The 20212-nt window shown below is 74.1% G+C and carries 18 protein-coding genes; 7 read left to right on the top strand and 11 right to left on the bottom strand.

What is annotated here, in order from left to right:
- The first annotated feature begins 110 nt into the window (after positions 1 to 110).
- The 3 genes from SXIN_RS18825 to SXIN_RS18815 all read left to right on the top strand — a co-directional run bounded on the left by SXIN_RS18825 (position 111) and on the right by SXIN_RS18815 (position 3312).
- Complete coding sequence (locus SXIN_RS18825; RefSeq protein ID WP_019711684.1) at positions 111 to 1493, top strand: FAD-binding oxidoreductase; 1383 nt, start codon at positions 111 to 113, stop codon at positions 1491 to 1493.
- Positions 1490 to 2827 (top strand): (Fe-S)-binding protein, encoded by a 1338-nt coding sequence (locus SXIN_RS18820; RefSeq protein ID WP_202859801.1) that lies wholly within the window; start codon positions 1490 to 1492, stop codon positions 2825 to 2827. The genes SXIN_RS18825 and SXIN_RS18820 overlap by 4 nt, the downstream gene beginning before the upstream one ends.
- Positions 2828 to 2925: 98 nt before the next feature.
- Positions 2926 to 3312, top strand: coding sequence for a VOC family protein (locus tag SXIN_RS18815; protein ID WP_019706072.1), 387 nt, complete (start codon positions 2926 to 2928; stop codon positions 3310 to 3312).
- 59 nt (positions 3313 to 3371) lie between these two features.
- On the opposite strand, the gene SXIN_RS18810 is transcribed toward SXIN_RS18815, so the two are convergent.
- The 3 genes from SXIN_RS18810 to SXIN_RS18800 are packed head-to-tail and all read right to left on the bottom strand — an operon-like array spanning position 3372 to position 6290.
- Positions 3372 to 4589, bottom strand: a complete 1218-nt coding sequence (locus SXIN_RS18810; RefSeq protein ID WP_019711685.1) for a dipeptidase — start codon at positions 4587 to 4589, stop codon at positions 3372 to 3374.
- A 34-nt stretch (positions 4590 to 4623) separates the two neighbouring features.
- The gene (gene purE, locus SXIN_RS18805; RefSeq protein ID WP_019711686.1) at positions 4624 to 5154 is read right to left on the bottom strand and encodes a 5-(carboxyamino)imidazole ribonucleotide mutase; all 531 of its coding nucleotides are present in this window, start codon (positions 5152 to 5154) and stop codon (positions 4624 to 4626) included.
- Positions 5151 to 6290: a 5-(carboxyamino)imidazole ribonucleotide synthase gene (locus SXIN_RS18800; protein ID WP_039824289.1), complete on the bottom strand. Its 1140-nt coding sequence runs from the start codon at positions 6288 to 6290 to the stop codon at positions 5151 to 5153. The genes purE and SXIN_RS18800 overlap by 4 nt, the downstream gene beginning before the upstream one ends.
- Before the next feature lie 265 nt (positions 6291 to 6555).
- Between SXIN_RS18800 and SXIN_RS18795 the strand changes: the two genes are divergently transcribed.
- Positions 6556 to 7068, top strand: a complete 513-nt coding sequence (locus SXIN_RS18795; RefSeq protein ID WP_019711688.1) for a GtrA family protein — start codon at positions 6556 to 6558, stop codon at positions 7066 to 7068.
- 94 nt (positions 7069 to 7162) lie between these two features.
- Here the strand turns inward: SXIN_RS18795 and SXIN_RS18790 are convergent, their stop codons facing one another.
- Positions 7163 to 8404: an ATP-binding protein gene (locus SXIN_RS18790; protein WP_019711689.1), complete on the bottom strand. Its 1242-nt coding sequence runs from the start codon at positions 8402 to 8404 to the stop codon at positions 7163 to 7165.
- A 60-nt stretch (positions 8405 to 8464) separates the two neighbouring features.
- Positions 8465 to 9145, bottom strand: a complete 681-nt coding sequence (locus SXIN_RS18785) for a response regulator transcription factor (protein ID WP_019711690.1) — start codon at positions 9143 to 9145, stop codon at positions 8465 to 8467.
- Positions 9146 to 9502: 357 nt separating this feature from the next.
- Here SXIN_RS18785 and SXIN_RS18780 point away from each other — a divergent pair, with 357 nt between their 5' ends.
- Positions 9503 to 9706, top strand: coding sequence for a cold-shock protein (locus SXIN_RS18780; RefSeq protein WP_019711691.1), 204 nt, complete (start codon positions 9503 to 9505; stop codon positions 9704 to 9706).
- Between the two features lie 156 nt (positions 9707 to 9862).
- The gene (locus tag SXIN_RS18775) at positions 9863 to 11437 is read left to right on the top strand and encodes a DEAD/DEAH box helicase (RefSeq protein WP_095757251.1); all 1575 of its coding nucleotides are present in this window, start codon (positions 9863 to 9865) and stop codon (positions 11435 to 11437) included.
- A gap of 392 nt (positions 11438 to 11829) precedes the next feature.
- Here the strand turns inward: SXIN_RS18775 and SXIN_RS18770 are convergent, their stop codons facing one another.
- Both SXIN_RS18770 and SXIN_RS18765 read right to left on the bottom strand, forming a co-directional pair.
- The gene (locus SXIN_RS18770) at positions 11830 to 12318 is read right to left on the bottom strand and encodes an ATP-binding protein (protein ID WP_019711692.1); all 489 of its coding nucleotides are present in this window, start codon (positions 12316 to 12318) and stop codon (positions 11830 to 11832) included.
- Positions 12319 to 12500: 182 nt separating this feature from the next.
- Positions 12501 to 12881, bottom strand: a complete 381-nt coding sequence (locus tag SXIN_RS18765) for an STAS domain-containing protein (protein ID WP_019711693.1) — start codon at positions 12879 to 12881, stop codon at positions 12501 to 12503.
- A 237-nt stretch (positions 12882 to 13118) separates the two neighbouring features.
- On the opposite strand from SXIN_RS18765, the gene SXIN_RS18760 reads away from it, so the two are divergent.
- Positions 13119 to 14096, top strand: a complete 978-nt coding sequence (locus SXIN_RS18760) for an RNA polymerase sigma factor SigF (RefSeq protein ID WP_019711694.1) — start codon at positions 13119 to 13121, stop codon at positions 14094 to 14096.
- A gap of 128 nt (positions 14097 to 14224) precedes the next feature.
- Here the strand turns inward: SXIN_RS18760 and hutI are convergent, their stop codons facing one another.
- The 4 genes from hutI to hutU all read right to left on the bottom strand — a co-directional run bounded on the left by hutI (position 14225) and on the right by hutU (position 20076).
- Positions 14225 to 15565: an imidazolonepropionase gene (gene hutI / locus SXIN_RS18755; protein ID WP_095757250.1), complete on the bottom strand. Its 1341-nt coding sequence runs from the start codon at positions 15563 to 15565 to the stop codon at positions 14225 to 14227.
- A gap of 118 nt (positions 15566 to 15683) precedes the next feature.
- Positions 15684 to 17150, bottom strand: a complete 1467-nt coding sequence (locus tag SXIN_RS18750) for a formimidoylglutamate deiminase (RefSeq protein ID WP_095757249.1) — start codon at positions 17148 to 17150, stop codon at positions 15684 to 15686.
- Positions 17141 to 18397 carry an allantoate amidohydrolase gene (locus SXIN_RS18745; protein ID WP_019711697.1) on the bottom strand — a complete coding sequence of 419 codons (1257 nt, stop codon included), beginning with the start codon at positions 18395 to 18397 and terminating at the stop codon, positions 17141 to 17143. Before SXIN_RS18745 ends, SXIN_RS18750 begins: the two co-directional genes overlap by 10 nt.
- Positions 18394 to 20076 carry a urocanate hydratase gene (gene hutU / locus SXIN_RS18740; RefSeq protein WP_039824300.1) on the bottom strand — a complete coding sequence of 561 codons (1683 nt, stop codon included), beginning with the start codon at positions 20074 to 20076 and terminating at the stop codon, positions 18394 to 18396. The genes SXIN_RS18745 and hutU overlap by 4 nt, the downstream gene beginning before the upstream one ends.
- Positions 20077 to 20212 lie beyond the last annotated feature (136 nt).

The following is a 20212-nucleotide window of genomic DNA, read 5'->3' as shown; positions in this document are numbered from 1 at the left end:
CGCCGGCATACAGAGAGGCAAGGGCACCTCATGGCCGAGACCCCCGCCGCCGTCCGCCCGCCGGATACCGCGCGGCCGGCGCCCGTACCGGACCGAAGGGTGGCGCGCTGATGGCCACGGACACCGGTCTCGCCCGCGATCTGGCGGCCCTCGTCGGCCCCGGCCACGTCCGGACGGACGCCGGCGCGCTCACCGCCTACGGCCGCGACGCCACCCCGCTCTTCCACGCCCTGCCCCAGGCCGTGGTGCTGCCCGGCAGCACCGAGGAGGTCGCCGCGGTCCTGCGGTACGCCACCGAGCACCGCGTCCCCGTGGTGCCGCGCGGCGCCGGCTCCAATCTGTGCGCCGCCACCGTGCCGCTGACCGGCGGCATCGTGCTCGTCCTCACCCGGCTGAACAAGATCCTGGAGGTCAGCTCCGAGGAGCTGCTGGCCCGGGTGCAGACCGGCGTGAGCACCGCGGCCCTCGCCGACGCGGCCGCGGCGCGGGGGCTGCTCTACGCCCCGGACCCGGGAAGCCGCACCGTCTCCACGGTGGGCGGCAACGTGGCCACCTGCGCCGGCGGGCTGCGCGGCCTGAAGTACGGCGTCACCCGCAACTACGTCCTCGGCCTGGAGGCGGTCCTGCCCACCGGCGAGATCATCCGGACCGGCGGCCGGCTGTGGAAGGACGTCGCCGGCTACGACCTGACCCGGCTCCTCACCGGCTCCGAGGGCACCCTCGCGGTGATCACCGAGGCCATCGTGGCGCTGCTGCCCGCCCCCGAGGAGAGCGGCACCGGCGTCGCCTACTTCGACTCCCTCGCCGACGCCTCCCGGGCGGTCGCGGACGTCATCTCCGCCGGGATCGTCCCCGCCACACTGGAGTTCCTCGACCGCAAGTGCATCGCGGCGGTCGAGGAGTTCGCCGGACTCGGGCTGCGGCAGGACGCGGGCGCGCTGCTGCTCTTCGGCGACGACGGCGCGCCGCCCACCGTGGCCGCCAACCTGGCCCGTATCCAGGAGGTCTGCGCGGACGCCGGCGCACTGGAGACCACCCTGGCGGAGGACGTCGCCCGCGCCGACGCCCTGCTCGCGGCCCGCCGCTGCTCGCTCCCGGCCCTCTCCCGCCTCGGCTCGCTGACGATCCTGGAGGACGCCACCGTGCCGCGGCACCGGCAGGCCGAGATGGTGGACCGCATCGACGAGATCGCCGCACGGCACGACCTGCTGATCGCCACCTTCGGCCACGCCGGGGACGGCAATCTCCACCCGACCTGCGTCCTGGACCCGGAGGACACCGAGGGCGCCGACCGCGCGCACCGGGCGTTCGCGGAGATCTTCGCCGCCGCCATCGCCATGGACGGCACCATCACCGGCGAGCACGGCGTGGGCGCGGCCAAGCTGCCGTATCTCGCGGACAAGATCGGCGCCGACCAGATGGCCCTGCTGCGCCGCGTCAAGACGGCCTTCGACCCGGCCGGCATCCTCAACCCCGGAAAGCTGGGCTCGTGAACGACCGTACGAACGGCGAGCACGCCGTACCCCCCGAGCAGCCGGACCCCGGTCACGGCGCCGCGGGCCCCCGCGGCCCCGGCTGCGGCAGCGGCACCCGCGGTGCCGGAGCCGACGCCGCCTCCGGCCACGACCCCGTACCGCCCGCCGCCGTCGCCCCCCGCTCCCCCGGGCCGGACGGCAGCCCCGGCATCTTCGACAAGAACCTGCTCGACCGCTGCATCTCCTGCGGTTTCTGCCTGCCCGCCTGCCCCACCTACGCCCTCACCGGCGAGGAGACCTCGTCCCCGCGCGGCCGCATCACCCTGATGCGGGCCCTGGAGACCGGGCAGCTTCCGCCCGACGACCCGACCCTGGCCGAGGAGTCCTCGTTCTGCCTGGGCTGCCGCGCCTGTGAGACCGTCTGCCCGGCCGGGGTGGAGTACGGCTCGCTGCTGGAGCAGTGGCGCGACCACCAGTGGAGCGGCCGCGACCGGCCGTGGATCGCCCGCCTCCTGATGCTCCTGGTGTCGCGCCCCGCGCTGCTGCGGCTCCAGGGGCTGGTTCGCCGCCACGCGCGCGGCGGACCCGGGGGCCGGGCCGGCCGGCCCGCCGCGGAACCGGCCGCGGAACCGGCCGCGGCGCCGGATCAGCCGGTCTCGCTGATGCTCGGCTGCGTCGAACGGGGCCTCTACCCGAAGGTCTCCCGCGCCGTCCGCGAGCTGTGCCCCGAGGTCGCCGTCCCCTCCGGGCAGGGCTGCTGCGGCGCGCTCCACGCCCACAACGGCGACTCCGTCACCGGCGCCGCGATGGCCCGTGCCCTCGGCGAGAAACTGCCCGGCACCGTTCTGACCACCGCCGGCGGCTGCGCCGCCCACCTCGCCCACCATCTGGGCCGGGACCGGGTGCGGGAGCTGAGCGAGTACCTCGGCGAGGCCGGGTACGCGCCCGCCGGACAGGTCACGGTCGACGGCCGCCGGGCCCGGGCCACCCTCCAGGACTCCTGCCATCTGCGCAACGGACTGGGGGTCAGCCGCCCGCCCCGCGAGCTCATCGCCGCCGTCGCCGACTACGTCGAACTGCCGGGCGCGGACCGGTGCTGCGGGGCGGCCGGCACCTACGCCATGCTCCGGCCGGAGGACAGCAGGGCCGTCCTGGACCCGAAGCTGGACGACATCGGGCGGCTCGACGTCGACTACGTCGTCACCGTCAATCCGGGCTGTCTCCGTCAGGTCCAGCAGGGGCTGCGGCGCCGCCGCTCCCGGGCCCGGGCGATCCACCTCGCGGAGTTCCTGGCACTCGCCGGGAGGCCCGGCCGCCCCTCGGACGGCCTCCCCGGGCCCGGGGAGGGGTGAGAAGACCGGCCCGCCGATGACGCGCACCCGCGGGTTTCGCCCGGCCCCTTCCGGTCAACCGTCAACCTTGGGGTAGCGATCGGAAACCGGGAGGCAGCATGGCCATCGCACGCAAGGGCTGGGTCGTCCTCGACTGTCCCGACAACATGGAACTCGCCCGCTTCTACGCCGGGCTGCTGGGCGGCGAGCCGGACGTCGAGCAGGACAACGACCGCTGGGTGGAGCTCACCACCGAGGACGGCTGGAAGCTCGCGTTCCAGCGGGCCGAGGGATTCCGGCCGCCGCAGTGGCCCTCGGCGGAGCATTCGCAGCAGCTCCACCTGGACGTGTACGTCGACGACATGGAGGAGGCCGAACGGCGGACACTGGCCCTGGGCGCCAAGGCCCTGGACACCGACGACCAGGGCGGCACACGCGATTTCCGCGTGTACGCCGATCCGGCGGGCCACCCCTTCTGCCTCATCCGGGCCTCATCCGCCACCTGACGCCAGCGGGCACGGGCCGGCACCGGCGGGCCACGGCCGGGCCCGCCGCCCGGGGGCGCTCAGCCGTCCACGCCGTCCAGCTCCCCGATGGTGGCGTTCGACGGACCGCGCCGGGAGCGGAGGTCGCGGGCGACGTCCTCGGCGGCGCGCAGCGTGCGGACGGCGTTCCGCCAGGTGAGTTTCGCCAGGTCGGACTTGGACCAGCCGCGTCGCAGCAGTTCCGCGATCAGGTTCGGGTAGCCGGCGACGTCCTCCAGGCCGGCCGGGGTGAAAGCGGTGCCGTCGTAGTCGCCGCCGATGCCGATGTGGTCGACGCCGGCCGCCTCGCGCATGTGGTCGAGGTGGTCGGCGACGTCCGCGGCGGTGGCGGCCGGCCGCGGATGCCGTTCCTCGTACATGCGCTGCACCCGCATGGCGGCCTCGGTGGTGTCGAGCGGATGCAGGCCGTGGGCCTTCATGTTGAGGTCGGCGGCCCGCGTCCACGCGATGGCCTCGGGGAGCACGAACTTCGGTACGAAGGTGACCATCGCGGTGCCGCCGTTGGCCGGCAGCGCCTCCAGCACGTCGTCGGGGATGTTGCGCGGGTGGTCGCAGAGGGCGCGTGCGGAGGAGTGCGAGAAGAGGACGGGCGCCTCGGTGACGCGCAGCGCGTCGCGCATCGTGCCGGTGGAGACATGGGAGAGGTCCACGAGCATCCCGCAGCGGTTCATCTCCCGGACGACCTCCTCACCGAAGCGGCTGAGTCCGCCGATCCGCTTCTCGTCGGTGGCCGAGTCGGCCCAGGCGATGTTGTCGTTGTGGGTGAGCGTCATGTAGCGCACGCCCAGTGCGTACAGGGAACGGAGCGTTCCCAGGGAGCAGTTGATGCTGTGGCCGCCCTCGGCGCCCATGAGGGAGGCGATCCGGCTCCCGGCGCGGGCGGCCTCCATGTCGTCGGCGGTCAGGGCGCGGCGGAGGTCGCCGGGGTGGCGGTCGATGAGCCGGCCGACCACGTCGATCTGTTCGAGCGTGGCGCTGACCGCGCGGTCGCCGTCGTAGTCGGAGCGGACGTAGACCGACCAGAACTGCGCGCCGACGCCGCCCGCCCGCAGCCGGGCGAGGTCGGTGTGCAGGTGCGCGCTCTGGTCGGCGGCGATGTCGCGGCGGTCCAGGTCGTAGAAGACCTGTTCGCGCAGGGCCCAGGGGAGGTCGTTGTGGCCGTCGGCGACGGGGTACTCCGCGAGGAGCGCGCGGGCTTCGGCGAGGTGGCGGTCAGGGGCCTGGTCATGATCGGTCATGACCCCATCCTTGCCCGCCGCCCCGGGCCGCGCATCAGCCTCCGAAGCCGAATCCGCCCGCGCCGCCGGTCCTGGCCCGCAGCCGCTTGCCCTTCTCGGTGGCCTGCTCCCTGAGCTTCCCCTGGAACTCCCGCATCCGCTCCAGCAGTTCCGGGTCGTGGGCGGCGAGCATCCGTACGGCGAGCAGGCCCGCGTTGCGGGCGCCGGCCACGGAGACGGTGGCGACGGGGACCCCGGCCGGCATCTGCACGATGGAGAGCAGGCTGTCCATGCCGTCGAGGTGCTTCAGCGGGACGGGGACGCCGATGACCGGGAGCGGGGTGACGGAGGCGAGCATCCCGGGGAGGTGGGCGGCCCCGCCCGCGCCCGCGATGATCACTTTGAGGCCCCGGTCCGCGGCCCGCTCGCCGTACGCGATCATCTCGTGCGGCATCCGGTGGGCGGAGACGACGTCGGCCTCGTGGGCGATCCCGAACTCGGCGAGGGCCTCGGCGGCGGCCTCCATCACCGGCCAGTCGGAGTCGGAGCCCATCACGATGCCGGCGGCGGGGGCGGTGGCGCTCATTCGGTGATCGTCCCTCGGAGGTAGCCGGCGGCGTGCCGGGCGCGGTCGAGCACCTCGGCCAGGTCGTCGCCGTACGTGGTGACGTGGCCGACCTTGCGGCCGGGCTTCACGTCCTTGCCGTACATGTGGATCTTGAGCTGCGGGTCCCGGGCCATGCAGTGCAGATAGGCGGAGTACATGTCGGGATAGTCGCCGCCGAGGACGTTGACCATGACCGTCCACGGCGCGCGGGGCCGCGGGTCGCCCAGCGGCAGGTCGAGCACGGCGCGGAGGTGGTTGGCGAACTGCGAGGTGACCGCGCCGTCCTGAGTCCAGTGGCCGGAGTTGTGCGGCCGCATGGCGAGCTCGTTGACCAGCAGCCGGCCGTCCCGGGTCTCGAACAGCTCGACGGCGAGATGGCCGGTGACGTCCAGCTGCTCGGCGATGGTCAGCGCCATCCGCTGGGCCTCGGCGGACAGCTCCCCGGAGAGGCCGGGCGCGGGCGCGATCACGGTGTCGCAGACCCCGTTCACCTGCTGCGACTCGACGACGGGATAGGCGACGGCCTGGCCGTGCGGGGAGCGGACCACATTGGCCGCGAGCTCCCGGGCGAAGTCCACCTTCTCCTCGGCGAGCACCGGCACGCCCGCCTTGAACGGGTCGGCGGCCCCGGCCTCGTCCCGGACCACCCAGACGCCCTTGCCGTCGTAGCCGCCGCGGACGGTCTTGAGGACCACCGGGAAGCCGTCGCCCTCGGCGGCGAAGCGGGTGACGTCGGCGGGGTCGGCCACGATCCGGTGGCGCGGGCAGGCGATCCCGATCCGGTCCAGCCCGGCCCGCATGACGCCCTTGTCCTGGGCGTGGACCAGGGCCCCGGGCCCGGGGCGCACCGGGATGCCGTCCGCTTCCAGCGCCCGCAGATGTTCGGTCGGGACGTGCTCGTGGTCGAAGGTGATCACGTCACAGCCCTGTGCGAAAGCACGAAGGGTGCCGAGATCGCGGTAATCACCCACGACCACATCGCTCACGACCTGGGCCGCGGAGTCCTGCGGGGTGTCGCTGAGCAGCTTGAACCTGATGCCGAGGGGGATGCCCGCCTCATGGGTCATACGGGCGAGCTGTCCGCCGCCGACCATGCCGACTACCGGGAATGTCACGTGAACCAGGGTATCCGGCCGCCGCGGCGTTCCCGCCGCCCGGTCTCTCGGAGGATCCTCCAGGCCCGGCCCCGCCCGGGGCCGGGCCGGCGGGGCCGGATCCGCGCGCGGGATGCGGGAGCGCGTGGTTAGCATGTGGTGGCCCGGCCGCCGGGGCCACCACGGCCCTCCCCGCGGCGGGCACGACCGCCCACGGACACCCACGGACGCCCCCGGCCGGCGCAGACGCTCCCAGGCCGCCGAACGACGGAGTCAGACCATTCCCATGACCGGAAGGCCGACACTGCGCAGCCGCGTGCGGCGCGTGGGCCGGGAAGCGGCCAAGTTCGGGACCGTCGGAGCCGTCGGCACCCTCGTCAACTTCCTGGTCTTCAACCTCTGCGTGCACGGCTTCGGACTGGCCGTCGTCCGCTCCGGGGTCATCGCCACCGTCGCCGCCATCGGCACCAACTACCTCGGCAACCGGCACTGGACGTACCGCGCCAGCGACAAGGACGGGCAGAGCCGGGAGCTGGGCCGCTTCGTGTTCTTCAGCGGCATCGGACTGGTGATCGAGAACGGCATCCTGGCCCTCTCCCACTACGGGCTCGGCTACACCTCGACCCTCGCGGACAACATCGCGAAGAACATCGTCGGGGTGGGCATCGCCTCGGTCTTCCGCTTCTGGGCATACCGGACCTGGGTGTTCCGGAGGCGGCCGGTACGGGAGGCCGTCCCGGCCGGATCCTTTCGGGCGGAGCGGACGCCGTCCCCCGGGGAACCGCCGTCCGGCGGCTGAGGCTCCTCCCTGTCCCATCCGCTCCCCGGGCCCCGTCCGCTTCGCGGCTCAGGCCCCTTCCTACGTCCCGTCCGCTTCGCGGCTCAGGCCCCTCCTACGTCCCGTCCGCTTCGCGGCTCAGGAACAACGCGAACACCGGCGGCCGCTGCTGCAGCAGTTCCAGCCGGCCGCCGTCCGCCTCCGCCAGGTCGCGGGCGACGGCGAGGCCGATGCCCGTGGAGTTGCGGCCGCTGACCGTCCGCTCGAACACCCTGGCCCCCAGCACCGGGGAGACGCCCGGTCCCTCGTCCGCGACCTCGACGACGACCTGGTTGCCGGTGACCCGGGTGCGCAGGGCGACCGTTCCCGCCCCGTGCATCAGCGAGTTCTCCACCAGGGTGGCGAGGACCTGGGAGACCGCGCCGGGGGTGCCGACCGCCCGCAGCCCCTTCTTGCCCGAGCAGACCACCGCCCGTCCCGCGCTGCGGTAGGCCGGGCGCCACTCCTCCACCTGCTGTTTGACCACCTCGTCCAGATCGAACGAGACGGCCGACCCGGTGCGCGGGTCACGGGAGTTGGTGAGCAGCCGCTGGACGACGTCGGTCAGCCGCTCCACCTGCCCCAGCGCTATCGCCGCCTCCTCCTTGACCGTCTCCGGGTCGTCGGTGCCCGAGATCTCCTCCAGCCGCATGGAGAGCGCGGTCAGCGGCGTGCGGAGCTGGTGCGAGGCGTCGGCCGCCAGGCGCCGTTCCGCGGTGAGCATCCGGCCGATGCGCTCGGCGCTGGCGTCGAGGACGTCCGCGACCCGGTCGAGCTCCGGCACCCCGTAGCGCCGGTGGCGCGGCCGGGGGTCGCCGGAACCGAGCCGTTCGGCGGTGTCGGCGAGGTCGGTGAGCGGGGCCGTCAGCCGGCGGGCCTGCCACAGGGCCAGCAGCAGGGCCGCCAGGACGGCGAGCAGGGAGACGCCGAGGATGATCAGCACGGCGCGGCCGATCTGGTCCCCGACGACCGCGGCCGACTCCCGCACGGTGATCCGCTCGCCCATGTCGCCGATGACCTCGGCCTCGATGACCTCGCCGGCCGGCCGCTCACCGATCTCCAGGTCGGGGGCGCCGTCCAGCTCGACCCGGGCGTAGCGCCCGGCCGCCACCTGCTCGCGCAGGATCTCGGGGCCGACCCGGTCGCCGCCGGCCAGCCGCCCGTCCACGACGCTCATCAGCCGGACGGCGTCGGACTCCACGCTCTCCTGCGCGGCCTCCTTGATGGTGCGGGCCTCGACGAGGACGAGCGAGATCCCGAAGACGGCGATGACGACGAGGACCACGGCGAGCGTGGAGTTGATCAGACGACGGCGCACGGTGCACTCCGGGGCGGGCAGGGGTCTCGCACGGTCCCGGGAACGGCCGCGCGGCCCCGGTCAGCTCTTCTCGAAACGGAATCCGACGCCGCGGACGGTCGCGATGTAGCGGGGGTTGGCGGCGTCGTCCCCCAGCTTCTTGCGGAGCCAGGAGATGTGCATGTCCAGGGTCTTGGTGGAGGACCACCAGGTGGTGTCCCAGACCTCGCGCATCAGCTGGTCGCGGGTGACGACCCGGCCGGCGTCCCGTACCAGCACCCGCAGCAGGTCGAACTCCTTTGCGGTGAGCTGGAGTTCCTCCTCGCCCATCCAGGCGCGGTGCGACTCGACGTCGATCCGGACGCCGTGGGTGGCCGGCGGCTGGTGGGTGGCCTCGGCCACGCCGCGGCGCAGCAGGGCCCGCACCCGGGCGAGGAGCTCGGCCAGCCGGAAGGGCTTGGTGACGTAGTCGTCGGCGCCCGCGTCGAGGCCGACCACGGTGTCCACCTCGTCGGCGCGCGCGGTGAGCACCAGGATCGGGAAGGTGTGGCCGTCGGTGCGCAGACGGCGGGCCACCTCCAGCCCGTCCATGCCCGGCAGGCCCAGGTCGAGGACGAGGAGGTCGACGGCGTCCCGCAGCCCGGCGTCGAGCGCGGCGGGCCCGTCCTCCCGCACCTCGACCTCGTATCCCTCGCGGCGCAGGGCGCGCGCGAGCGGCTCCGAGATGGACGCGTCATCCTCGGCGAGCAGTACACGGGTCATGGACTGATGGTAGTCCGCGGTTCCGGGAGGCCGGGGCGGTCCGGGGAGACCGCGCGGCCGGGACGCTCCCCGTCACCGGAACCCCGTCACCGGAACCCCGTCACCGGAACCCCGGGCCGGACCCGCGGTCACCGGCGGGCGGGCCTTCCTGTGCCGGGGAACACAGCGATGCATCCGCCTTTTGTGTGCTAAGTTGGCGGAGTTGCAGTTGTGGTACCCAAGAACGTGCGCGCCTGGGAAATTGTGATCCCGGGCGCTCTTTGTTTTGCCGGAAGCATTTCCGGACTGGGGCGAACATCTCAGCGACTCGGAGCGGCGCAGTGCCGTTCCGCACGTCCCCCCATGAAGGAGAGCATTATGGCTACCGGCACCGTGAAGTGGTTCAACTCGGAGAAGGGCTTCGGCTTCCTGGAGCAGGACGGCGGCGGCCCCGACGTCTTCGCCCACTACTCCAACATCAACGCCCAGGGGTTCCGTGAGCTCCTCGAGGGCCAGAAGGTCGAGTTCGACGTCACGCAGGGCCCCAAGGGCCCGCAGGCGGAGAACATCCGCGCTCTCTGATGCGCTGAGGACCACCGCGTATCTCACGGCAGGGGCCCGCACTACCGGTGCGGGCCCCTTCCCGTGCCCCACCGAGCTCCCTGCCGCGGGGGCCGCGCCGCCCGGCGCCGCCCGTTCCGTACGCCGTCGAGCTCACCCGCAGCAGGAAGGCTCCTTATGCCCCGCCCCACCACCAGCGGCTCCGCTCCCTCCGGCGACGGCTCCGGCCGCCGCGGTCCGCGCTCCCGCGGCCGCAGGCCGGCGAACGCCCCCGGAAACGGCGGGCGGAACGGCGCCCGGAAGACGGCCGCCCCGGCCGTCACCACCGAGCCCGCGGCCCCCGCGTCCCCCGGCACTCCCCCGCGGCCGCCCGCCGCGACCTTCGCGGAGCTGCCGCTGAACCCGGCGCTGCTCACCGCGCTGACGGAGAACGGCGTCACCGACCCGTTCCCCATCCAGTCCGCGACGCTGCCCGACTCGCTCGCCGGCCGGGACGTCCTCGGCCGCGGCCGGACCGGCTCCGGCAAGACGCTCGCCTTCGGCCTGGCGATGCTCAGCCGCACCGCCGGCCGGCGGGCCGAGGGCAAGCGGCCCCTGGCGCTCGTCCTCGTCCCCACCCGGGAGCTGGCGACCCAGGTCACCGAGGCCCTCACCCCCTACGCGACGGCGCTCCGGCTGCGCATCGCCACCGTCGTCGGCGGCATGTCGATCAACCGGCAGGTCGAGGCGTTGCGCAAGGGTCCCGAGGTGCTCGTCGCCACACCCGGGCGGCTCGCCGATCTGATCGACCGCCGCTCGTGCTCGCTCGGCGACGTCGCCGTGACCGTGCTCGACGAGGCCGACCAGATGACCGACATGGGCTTCCTGCCGCAGGTCACCCGGCTCATGGAGCAGGTGGCGCCGGACGGGCAGCGGATGCTGTTCTCGGCGACCCTGGACCGGAACGTCGACAAGCTGGTGCGCCGCTTCCTGGTCGATCCGGTGACCCACTCCGTGGACCCGTCCGCGGCCACCGTCACGGCCATGGAGCACCACGTCCTGCACGTCCAGGACACGGACAAGAAGGCCACGGTGGCGGAGATCGCCGCACGCGAGGGCCGCACGATCATGTTCGTGCACACCAAGCGCGGCGCCGACCGGCTCACCAAGCAGCTGCTGGCCGCCGGGGTCCGGGCCGTGGCGCTGCACGGCGGGAAGTCGCAGCCGCAGCGCACCCGGACGCTGGAGCAGTTCCGGACCGGCGAGGCCACCACGCTGATCGCCACGAACGTCGCCGCGCGCGGCATCCACATCGACGGCCTCGACCTCGTGGTCAACGTCGATCCGCCGACCGAGGCGAAGGACTATCTGCACCGCGGCGGCCGCACGGCACGGGCCGGCGAGGCGGGGACCGTCGTCACCCTGGTCACCCCCGACCAGCGGCGGGACATGAGCAAGCTGATGGCGGAGGCCCGGATCTCCCCCGGCACGGCGCGAGTGCGGCCCGGTGACCCGGAGCTGGTGCGGATCACCGGAGCGCGCCCGCCGTCGGGCCGGGCCATCGTCATCCAGGCACCCGCCCAGCCGGCGGCCCCGGCGCGCAAGCGCGGGCCGCGTTCCGGCGGCTCCGGCCGGGCCGGCGGATCGGGCGGAGCGGGCGGAGGGGGCGGCACCGGTGGCGCCCCGCACCGCACCCGCAGCGGCGAGGGCCGGAGCCGGCGACGGCACTCCGGCCGCGGCGGTGCGGGCGGTTCGGCGCGGCCGGTCGCCTGAGCACCGACCGCGCTCACGGCCCCCGGCTCCCCGCCCGGGGGCCGGGCGCGGATGGCCCGGACCCGCTGGACGGCACCAGTGGGCCCGGGCCTCGCTCTGCGCAGGGGAAACTCCGCGGACGAGGTCTCCACGGACGGAAGACAGCGGACGGAAGACAGGGGTGACGGTGGCCGTCCGTCACGGGACGGAGGGGCCGGGCGGCGGTCACGGAACCCCGGGAGCGCCCCGGGAGCCGCGGAGACCGCCGGGCACTCCGCCCGGAAGGTACGGAACGGAGCCCGCGCCCGGCAGATGCCCTGGGCAGAAGCTCCTGACCGCAGGGGGCGCGGCGCGCGGACCCGGCGGCGCACGGAGGGCGGGGGGCGTACGGAGGGCCAGAGGCGCGGCCCGCCTCACTCCGGCGCGGTCAGCTCCGCCCAGACGGTCTTGCCCGCGCCGTCGGCGCTCCGTACGACTCCCCAGTGCTTGCAGAGCCGCTGCACGATGAACATGCCGTGTCCACCGGGACGGCCCGCGCGGTGCGGGGTGCGGGGCTCGGGGGAGCCCTCGCCGTGGTCGTCGATCTCCAGCCGGAGGACGTTGCCCGCGCTGCCGAGCCGGAGTTCCTCCGGGCCCTCGGCGTGCAGGCAGGCGTTGGTCACGAGCTCCGAGACGACCAGCAGGACATCCTCGGCGGCCGCCCGCTGCTCGGGGGACCCGGCCGGCAGCCAGCCCCAGTCGTGGAGGGCCTGACGTGTGAAGTCACGCGCCGTCGGAACGATGCCGCTGGCACCTTCCAGGCGCAGCGTGCGGACCTGTCCGAAGCCGGATAGGCGGGTGGAGGCCGCATCGCCCGGATCCGGGCCGCGATCGCCCGGCGAATACGGGCGAGTGGTGCTCATCAGCGCTTCACCTCACCGGTTCGCCGATAGACAGGTTACGGATACCCGACGTATTCATCAGATTCAGCTGTCTCCTGCCCGACCTCTCCTGGGGAACACCCACATATTCGAGATATTCGAGTCGCGTGGTGTGACGCGCGTAACATTTCATCTGCGGAGTGGCCGGTGGTAGAAGGGACGGCTCAGTCGGTGGGTGAGTCGGCGAGCGCCTCCTCCACGGTGTCGTGCACGGTGAAGACGGCCTCCGCACCCGTGATCTCGAACACCCTCGCCACGACCGGGAGCATTCCGGCCAGATGCACGGAGCCTCCGGCCTCCTCCGCCCTGAGCCGCGCACCGAGCAGGACGTTCAGCCCCGTCGAGTCGCAGAACTCCAGCTGGGAGCAGTCGACCACCAGGCGCACCCGCCCCTGGTCGACGCATTCGTCCAGCGGCTCCCGCAGCACTTCGGCGGTGTGGTGATCGAGCTCACCCGCCGGCGTCACGACAGCAGTGGAGCCCTGGTGGCGAACCTCGACATGCAGCCGGCCCTTGCTGGTACTGCCGACCATCCCGCGGTCCATGCGCACCCCTTCCGGTTAATGGCGACGGCAGAGCGAAGACTACGCCTTCGATACATCGACTGGTAGTCGAACTTCCCCACGAAAAGCCCAAATACGGACAATATGTCCTTGCTTTGGTCCCATGGAAGCGGGTAGGGCTAGAAGGGTCAGGTAGGTCCACGGTCGGCTCGGAGGCGCCGCACACCGCAGGAAGAGATCGGCTTCGGCAGCCGTATGCCGAGAAATGACGGAGGAACCATGTCACCCCAGCTCGACGAAGCGCACACCGAGTACGAGTCCCCGGCGTACGGCTCCGTGTACGAGACCCCCGGGATCGCGGCGTTCGTGACGTCGGCGGTGACCGGCGCGGAGCCCCTCCCCTCCGCCGCTCCGTCCGTCCCCGCCGCCCTGTCCGGGGCCCCGGGAGAGTCCGGGTTCCCCGCGCTCCCGTCCTCGTCGTACGAGACGCTGGGGCCGCTGGACGCGCGCACCCTGTCGAAGACGCTCTTCGCGCGGCTGGAGGGGCTGGAGGAGGGCACCCACGAGCACGCGTACGTACGGAACACGCTCGTGGAGCTCAATCTGGCCCTGGTGAAGTTCGCCGCCGGGCGGTTCCGCACCCGCAGCGAGCCGATGGAGGACATCGTCCAGGTCGGCACCATCGGCCTGATCAAGGCGATCGACCGGTTCGAGCTCAGCCGCGGTGTGGAGTTCCCCACGTTCGCGATGCCGACGATCATCGGCGAGATCAAGCGCTTCTTCCGGGACACCAGCTGGTCCGTGCGGGTGCCGAGACGGCTGCAGGAGCTGCGGCTGGACCTGGCCAAGGCGGGCGACGAGCTGGCGCAGCAGCTCGACCGGGCCCCCACGGTGGGCGAGCTCGCCGAGCGGCTGGACATCAGCAACGACGAGGTCGTCGAGGGCATGGCCGCGAGCAACGCGTACACCGCCAGCTCGCTGGACGCCCAGCCCGAGGAGGACGACACCGAGGGCACCCTGGCCGACCGCATCGGCTACGAGGACCACGGCATCGAGGGCATCGAGTACATCGAGTCGCTCAAGCCGCTGATCGCGGAGCTCCCGGCGCGCGACCGGCAGATCCTCTCCCTGCGGTTCACGGCCAACATGACGCAGTCCGAGATCGGCGAGGAGCTGGGCATCTCGCAGATGCACGTCTCCCGGCTGCTCTCCCGCACCCTGGGCCGGCTCCGCAAGGGACTGATGATCGAGGAGTGATCCGGCCGCGCGCGGGGCACTCCGGCCGCGCGGTCCTCATCGTGAAGGGCTCGCCCCGTCCGGGGCCGGGCCCTTCGGCATGCCCGGGGCACCGCCCGGACGGTACGGCCCGGGTCGGCGGTCACGGATCAGTGGACGCGCTCCCCGCGCCGCCAGACCGCGGAGACCAGCGGAACACCCGGCCGGTAGGCCAGGTGCACCGGCGACGGCGCGTCCAGCAGCACCAGGTCGCCCCGCGCGCCCGGGGTGATCCGGCCGGTGTCGGTGCGGCGCAGTGCCGCGGCGCCGCCGGCCGTCGCCGCCCACAGCGCCTCGTCCGGGGTCATCCCCATGTCCCGTACGGCCAGGGCGATGCAGAACGGCATCGAACTGGTGAAGGAGGAACCGGGGTTGCAGTCCGTGGAGAGCGCGACGGTGACGCCCGCGTCCAGCAGCCGGCGCGCGTCCGGCCAGGCGGCGCGGGTGGAGAACTCCGCGCCGGGCAGCAGGGTCGCCACCGTCTCCCCCTGTGCGAGGGCGTCGACGTCCTCGTCGGTGAGGTGGGTGCAGTGGTCGGCGGAGGCGGCCCCCAGTTCGACGGCGAGGCGCACCCCGGGGCCGTACGAGAGCTGGTTGGCGTGAACGCGCGGGACGAGGCCGCGGGCGGCGCCGGCGGTGAGGACCGCACGGGCCTGGTCGCCGTCGAAGGCGCCCCGTTCGCAGAAGACGTCGATCCAGCGGGCGTGCGGCGCGCAGGCGTCGAGCATCGGCCCGGTGACGAGGCCGACGTAACCGGCGGGGTCGTCCGCGTACTCCGGGGGCACGATGTGCGCGCCGAGGAAGGTGACCTCGTCGGTGTGGGCGGCGGCGATCCGCAGGGCGCGGGCCTCCTGACCGGCGGTCAGCCCGTAGCCGGACTTGGTCTCGATGACGGTGGTGCCCTGGCGGAGGGCTTCGGCGACGTAGCGGGCGACGTTGGCGTGCAGGCGTTCGTCGGTCGCGGCGCGGGTGGCGGCGACGGTGGTGCGGATGCCTCCGGCGGCGTAGGGGCGGCCGGACATGCGGGCGTTGAACTCCTCGGTGCGGTCTCCGTCGAACACCAGATGGGAGTGGGAGTCCACGAAGCCGGGGACGGCGGCGCGGCCCGCGGCGTCCACGCGGGTGTCCGCGGCCGGTGCCCGGCGGGACGGCCCGGCCCAGGCGACGCGTTCGCCGTCGAGGACGACGGCGGCGTCCCGGAGCAGTCCGAGCGGGCCCTCGCCGAGGGCGGGGTCGTTGGTGACGAGCACGGCGATACCGGTGACGGCGGTACTCGTGGCACTGGCACTGGCACTGGCGCCGGCCGCCGGGGCCGGGGCCGGGCCGTTCCGGGCGGCGGACGGCGCCGGGCCGCCCGGGCCCGCGGCCCCCGCCCCGGCGCCCAGCGGCCGTCGCCGTCCCGGCGATCCGCCCGGTCCGGCGGTTCCGCTTCCGGTCTCCGTCCCGCTCATGCTCTCTCCTCTGTCCGTGCGTCCGGGGCTGATGCCGCGTCATGCGGAGAAACCGCCGGGTGGCGCCGGTGGCCGACGCGGCCGGGCGGCCCGGCGCCGCCGCTCGCCGGACCGGCCGTCACCCGCCGTCCGCGTCCAGCAGCGCGGCGACGGACTCCGCCAGGGCCCGCGGTACGTCGTCCACGAGCAGATGGGCGCCGTCCCGGACGATCTCGCGGCCGCCGACCACGGTGTGCCGGACGTCCGCGGCCGTCGCGGCGAAGACCGCCGCCTCCGCGGCCAGCCGCGGCGGCGGGCCGGCCGTGCGGACGGTGTCCAGGGCGACGGTGGTGAGATCGGCGAGCGCTCCCGGCGCGATGCGGCCCGCCTCGGGCCAGCCGAGTGCGGCGTGGCCGTCGGCGCCGGCGGCGCGCAGCAGTTGCGCGGCCGTCCAGTGGCCGCGGGTGCGGGAGGCGAGGCGTTCGTCGAGCTCCATCGCCCGGGCCTCTTCCAGCAGGTCGATGACCGCGTGACTGTCGCTGCCGAGGGAGAGCCGGCTGCCCGCGTCCCGCAGCCGTACCGCCGGGCCGGTGCCGTCGGCCAGATCGCGTTCCGTGGTGGGGCACATGCACACACCTGTGCGACTGCCGCCGAGCAGGCCGATGTCGCCGGCGGTGAGGTGGGTGGCGTGGACGGCGGTGGTGTCCGGGCCGAGGACACCGTGGTCGGCGAGGAGCCGGGCGGGGGTGCGGCCGTGGGCGCGGCGGCAGGCGTCGTTCTCGGCCGTCTGTTCGGAGAGATGGACGTGGAGCGGCGCCCCGCGCTCCCGGGCCCAGGCGGCCACCACGGGCAGCCCCGCCGCCGGGACGGCGCGTACGGAGTGCACCGCGGCGCCGATCCGCGCGTGGCCCGCGGGCTTCAGAGCCGCGGCGCGCTCCACCCACGCCTCGGCCGTGCCGTCGCCGAAGCGCAGCTGGGGCCCTTCGAGAGGCCTCCCGGTGCGGCCGGCGCCGCCGGTGCCCTCGGGGAAGCCCGCGGCCAGATAGGCGGTGTCGAGGAGGGTGAGGCGGATGCCCGCCTCGGCCGCGGCGGCGATCAGGGCCTCGCCCATGACGTTGGGCTCGGCGTAGCGGGTGCCGCCGGGGGCGTGGTGGAGGTAGTGGAACTCCCCGGCGCAGGTGATGCCGGCCAGGGCCATCTCGGCGTACACGGCGCGGGCGAGGGCGTGGTAGCCGTCCGGCGTGAGGCGGGCGGCGGCCCGGTACATGACGTCGCGCCAGGCCCAGAAGGAGCGCGGCGCCCCGCCGTCCCCGGAGCCGCCCCCGGTGCCGTGTCCGGTCTGGGCGCGGCCGCGCAGGGCCCGGTGGAAGGCGTGCGAGTGGGCGTTGGCCAGGCCGGGGAGGGTCAGCCCGCGCAGGACGACGGCGCCGGGCGGCGGCTGCGGAGTGCCGGTGATTCCGGTGGTGCCGGTTCCGCTGCTTCCGGTGGTCCCGGTTCCGGTGGTGCCGACCCCGGCGATGCGGCCGTCCGCGCCGGCCGTGATGGTGACGCCCGCCGCCACGGTGCCGTCGAGCCAGGCGTACTCCGCCCAGTAGGTCAGGGGCACGCCAGTCCTTCCAGTACGTCGGCGAGCGCGGTGACTCCGGCGAGGCAGTCGTCCTCGTCCGCCGTCTCGGCCGGCGAGTGGGAGACGCCGGAGGGGTTCCGTACGAACAGCATGGCGGCCGGGACCTCGGCGGACAGGATGCCGGCGTCGTGTCCCGCGCCGGTGGGCAGTACGCGGGCGCCGCCGAGGAGGGCCGTGATCCGGTCGCGCAGCGCGTGTCCGAACTCGACGACTGGCGTGAACGATTCGCGGGTGACGCCGACCGTCACGCCGTCCCGCTCCCCGCGCTCCGCGGCCGCGCGTTCGATCGCGGTGACGACGGCGGCGAGGGTCTCCTCGTCGGCGGCGCGGGAGTCGAGCCAGCCGCGCACCAGGGAGGCGATGGCGTTGACGCCGTTCGGTTCGACGGCGGTCTTGCCGAAGGTGGCCAGCGCCCCGGCGCGCGCGGCCTGTTCGCGGGCGGCGAGGACCGTGTGCGCGAAGGTGAGCATCGGGTCGCGCCGGTCGGCGAGGAGCGTGGTGCCCGCGTGGTTGGCCTCGCCGCGGAAGTCGAAGCGCCAGCGGCCGTGCGGCCAGATGGCGGAGGCCACGCCCACGGCGTCGCCGGTACGGGCCAGGGTGCGGCCCTGTTCGATGTGGAGTTCCACGAACGCGCCGATACGGGACAGGCGTTCGGGGTCCGGGCCGATGCCCTCCGGATCGTGGCCGGCCCGTTCCATGGCCCGGGCCAGGGTGGTGCCGTCGGCGTCGCGGAGTTCGCGGGCCGCCGAGGGGGTGAGCCCGCCGGTGGCGAGGCGGGAGCCGGCGCAGGCCAGGCCGAAGCGGGCGCCCTCCTCGTCGGCGAAGTTGGCGACCGCGAGCGGCCTGGCGGGGCGGGCGCCGCGGGCGAGGAGTTCGTCCAGGGCGGCGAAGGCGGAGACGATGCCGAGCGGCCCGTCGAACGCCCCGCCGTCCGGTACGGAGTCCAGGTGGGAGCCGGTGACCACGGCGCTCCCCGGCTCCGTGCCGGCGGGCGGGGCGGTGCCGAGCCAGGCCCACTGGTTGCCGTTGCGGTCGGTCTCGCAGACGAGCCCCCGGGCGCGTGCCTGGCCGGCGAACCAGGCGCGGCAGTCGGCGTCGGCGTCCGTCCAGGCGTAACGGCGGTAGCCGCCGGTGCCGGAGTGGCGGCCGACGGGCGCGAGGTCCCGCCACATCTCCCGGAAGGACGCGCCGCGGGTCCAGCGGGCGGTGCCGGTGGCGGCGGTCATCGCTGCTCCCCACCCTCCCGCATCGGAATGCGGACGCCGCGCTCCGCGGCGACCTCCTCCGCGCGCTCGTACCCCGCGTCGACGTGGCGGATGACGCCCGTGCCGGGGTCGTTGGTGAGCACCCGGCGGATCTTCTCCCCGGCGAGCGGGGTGCCGTCGGCGACGGTGACCTGCCCGGCGTGGAGGGAGCGGCCCATGCCGACGCCGCCACCGTGGTGGACGGAGACCCACGAGGCGCCGGAGGCGACGTTCACCATGGCGTTGAGCAGCGGCCAGTCGGCGATGGCGTCCGAGCCGTCGCGCATGGCCTCGGTCTCGCGGTACGGGGAGGCGACCGAGCCGCAGTCGAGGTGGTCGCGGCCGATGACGAGCGGGGCCGCCAGTTCGCCGGAGGCCACCATGTCATTGAAGCGCTCCCCCGCCTTGTCGCGCTCGCCGTAGCCGAGCCAGCAGATCCGGGCGGGCAGGCCCTGGAAGCGCACGCGCTCTCCGGCGAGGCGGATCCAGCGGGCCAGGGACTCGTTCTCGGGGAAGAGGTCGAGGACGGCGCGGTCGGTGGCCGCGATGTCGCGGGGGTCGCCGGAGAGGGCGGCCCAGCGGAAGGGCCCCTTCCCCTCGGCGAAGAGCGGGCGGATGTACGCGGGGACGAAGCCGGGGAAGTCGAACGCCCTTCCGTATCCGGCGAGTTGGGCCTCGCCGCGGATGGAGTTGCCGTAGTCGAACACCTCGGCGCCCGCGTCCTGGAAACCGACCATGGCCTCGACGTGCCGGGCCATGGACTCGCGGGCGCGGTGGGCGAAGTCGGCCGGCTTCTCGGCGGCGTACGCGGCCATGCCGTCGAAGTCGACTCCGAGCGGGAGGTAGCTGAGCGGGTCGTGGGCGCTGGTCTGGTCGGTGACGATGTCGACGGGCGCGCTCTCGGCGAGCATCCGCGGCAGCACCTCGGCGGCGTTGCCGAGCAGGCCGATGGAGAGCGGTTCGCGCCGGTCGCGGGCGTCGACGGCGAGCCGGAGCGCGTGTTCGAGGCTGTCGGCCCGGACGTCGAGATAGCGGTGCTCGATCCGGCGTTCGATGGCGCGGGGGTCGCAGTCGACGCAGATCGCGACACCGCCGTTCATGGTGACGGCGAGGGGCTGGGCACCGCCCATCCCGCCGAGGCCGGCGGTCAGGGTGATGGTGCCGGCGAGACTGCCGTCGCCCCGGCCCCGGGCGGCCAGCTTCGCGGCGACGGCGGCGAAGGTCTCGTAGGTGCCCTGGAGGATGCCCTGGGTGCCGATGTAGATCCAGGAACCGGCCGTCATCTGGCCGTACATGGTGAGGCCGAGCGCCTCCAGGCGGCGGAACTCCTCCCAGGTGGCCCAGTCGCCGACGAGGTTGCTGTTGGCGATCAGCACGCGCGGGGCCCACTCGTGGGTGCGCATCACCCCGACGGGGCGGCCGGACTGGACGAGCATCGTCTCGTCCCGTTCCAGGGTGCGCAGCGTGCGGATCATGGCGTCGAACGAACCCCAGTCGCGGGCCGCCTTGCCCGTGCCGCCGTAGACCACGAGCCGGTCCGGATGCTCGGCGACCTCCGGGTCGAGGTTGTTCTGCAGCATCCGCAGGGCGGCCTCCTGCGGCCATCCCCGGGCGCTCAGCTCCGTACCGCGCGGTGCGCGCACGGGTCGCGGTCCCGCCATGGGCCTGCCTCCCTGCTGGGCTTCCGCCCCGACTGGATTGATTCATTCACATACTCACTGCATGAATATAAGTAGTCAACAGCGGCGTGCGGCCGGCGACCGTGCCGGCGGGTGACCGCCGGCCACGGACGGAGCA

The sequence above is a fragment of the Streptomyces xinghaiensis S187 genome (assembly GCF_000220705.2).
Taxonomy (GTDB): Bacteria; Actinomycetota; Actinomycetes; order Streptomycetales; family Streptomycetaceae; genus Streptomyces; species Streptomyces xinghaiensis.
The sequence above is the reverse complement of the archived record's forward strand: the minus strand, read 5'-3'. Positions and strand labels throughout refer to the sequence as shown.

Bases quoted from the DNA above. Each gene is read 5' to 3' on its own strand.
- SXIN_RS18825 (WP_019711684.1), top strand. From the start codon at position 111: ATGGCCACGGACACCGGTCTCGCCCGCGATCTGGCGGCCCTCGTCGGC.
- SXIN_RS18815 (WP_019706072.1), top strand. From the start codon at position 2,926: ATGGCCATCGCACGCAAGGGCTGGGTCGTCCTCGACTGTCCCGACAAC.
- SXIN_RS18810 (WP_019711685.1), bottom strand. From the start codon at position 4,589: ATGACCGATCATGACCAGGCCCCTGACCGCCACCTCGCCGAAGCCCGC.
- purE (WP_019711686.1), bottom strand. From the start codon at position 5,154: ATGAGCGCCACCGCCCCCGCCGCCGGCATCGTGATGGGCTCCGACTCC.
- SXIN_RS18795 (WP_019711688.1), top strand. From the start codon at position 6,556: ATGACCGGAAGGCCGACACTGCGCAGCCGCGTGCGGCGCGTGGGCCGG.
- SXIN_RS18785 (WP_019711690.1), bottom strand. From the start codon at position 9,145: ATGACCCGTGTACTGCTCGCCGAGGATGACGCGTCCATCTCGGAGCCG.
- SXIN_RS18780 (WP_019711691.1), top strand. From the start codon at position 9,503: ATGGCTACCGGCACCGTGAAGTGGTTCAACTCGGAGAAGGGCTTCGGC.
- SXIN_RS18775 (WP_095757251.1), top strand. From the start codon at position 9,863: ATGCCCCGCCCCACCACCAGCGGCTCCGCTCCCTCCGGCGACGGCTCC.
- SXIN_RS18770 (WP_019711692.1), bottom strand. From the start codon at position 12,318: ATGAGCACCACTCGCCCGTATTCGCCGGGCGATCGCGGCCCGGATCCG.
- SXIN_RS18765 (WP_019711693.1), bottom strand. From the start codon at position 12,881: ATGGACCGCGGGATGGTCGGCAGTACCAGCAAGGGCCGGCTGCATGTC.
- SXIN_RS18760 (WP_019711694.1), top strand. From the start codon at position 13,119: ATGTCACCCCAGCTCGACGAAGCGCACACCGAGTACGAGTCCCCGGCG.
- hutI (WP_095757250.1), bottom strand. From the start codon at position 15,565: ATGAGCGGGACGGAGACCGGAAGCGGAACCGCCGGACCGGGCGGATCG.
- SXIN_RS18745 (WP_019711697.1), bottom strand. From the start codon at position 18,397: ATGACCGCCGCCACCGGCACCGCCCGCTGGACCCGCGGCGCGTCCTTC.
- hutU (WP_039824300.1), bottom strand. From the start codon at position 20,076: ATGGCGGGACCGCGACCCGTGCGCGCACCGCGCGGTACGGAGCTGAGC.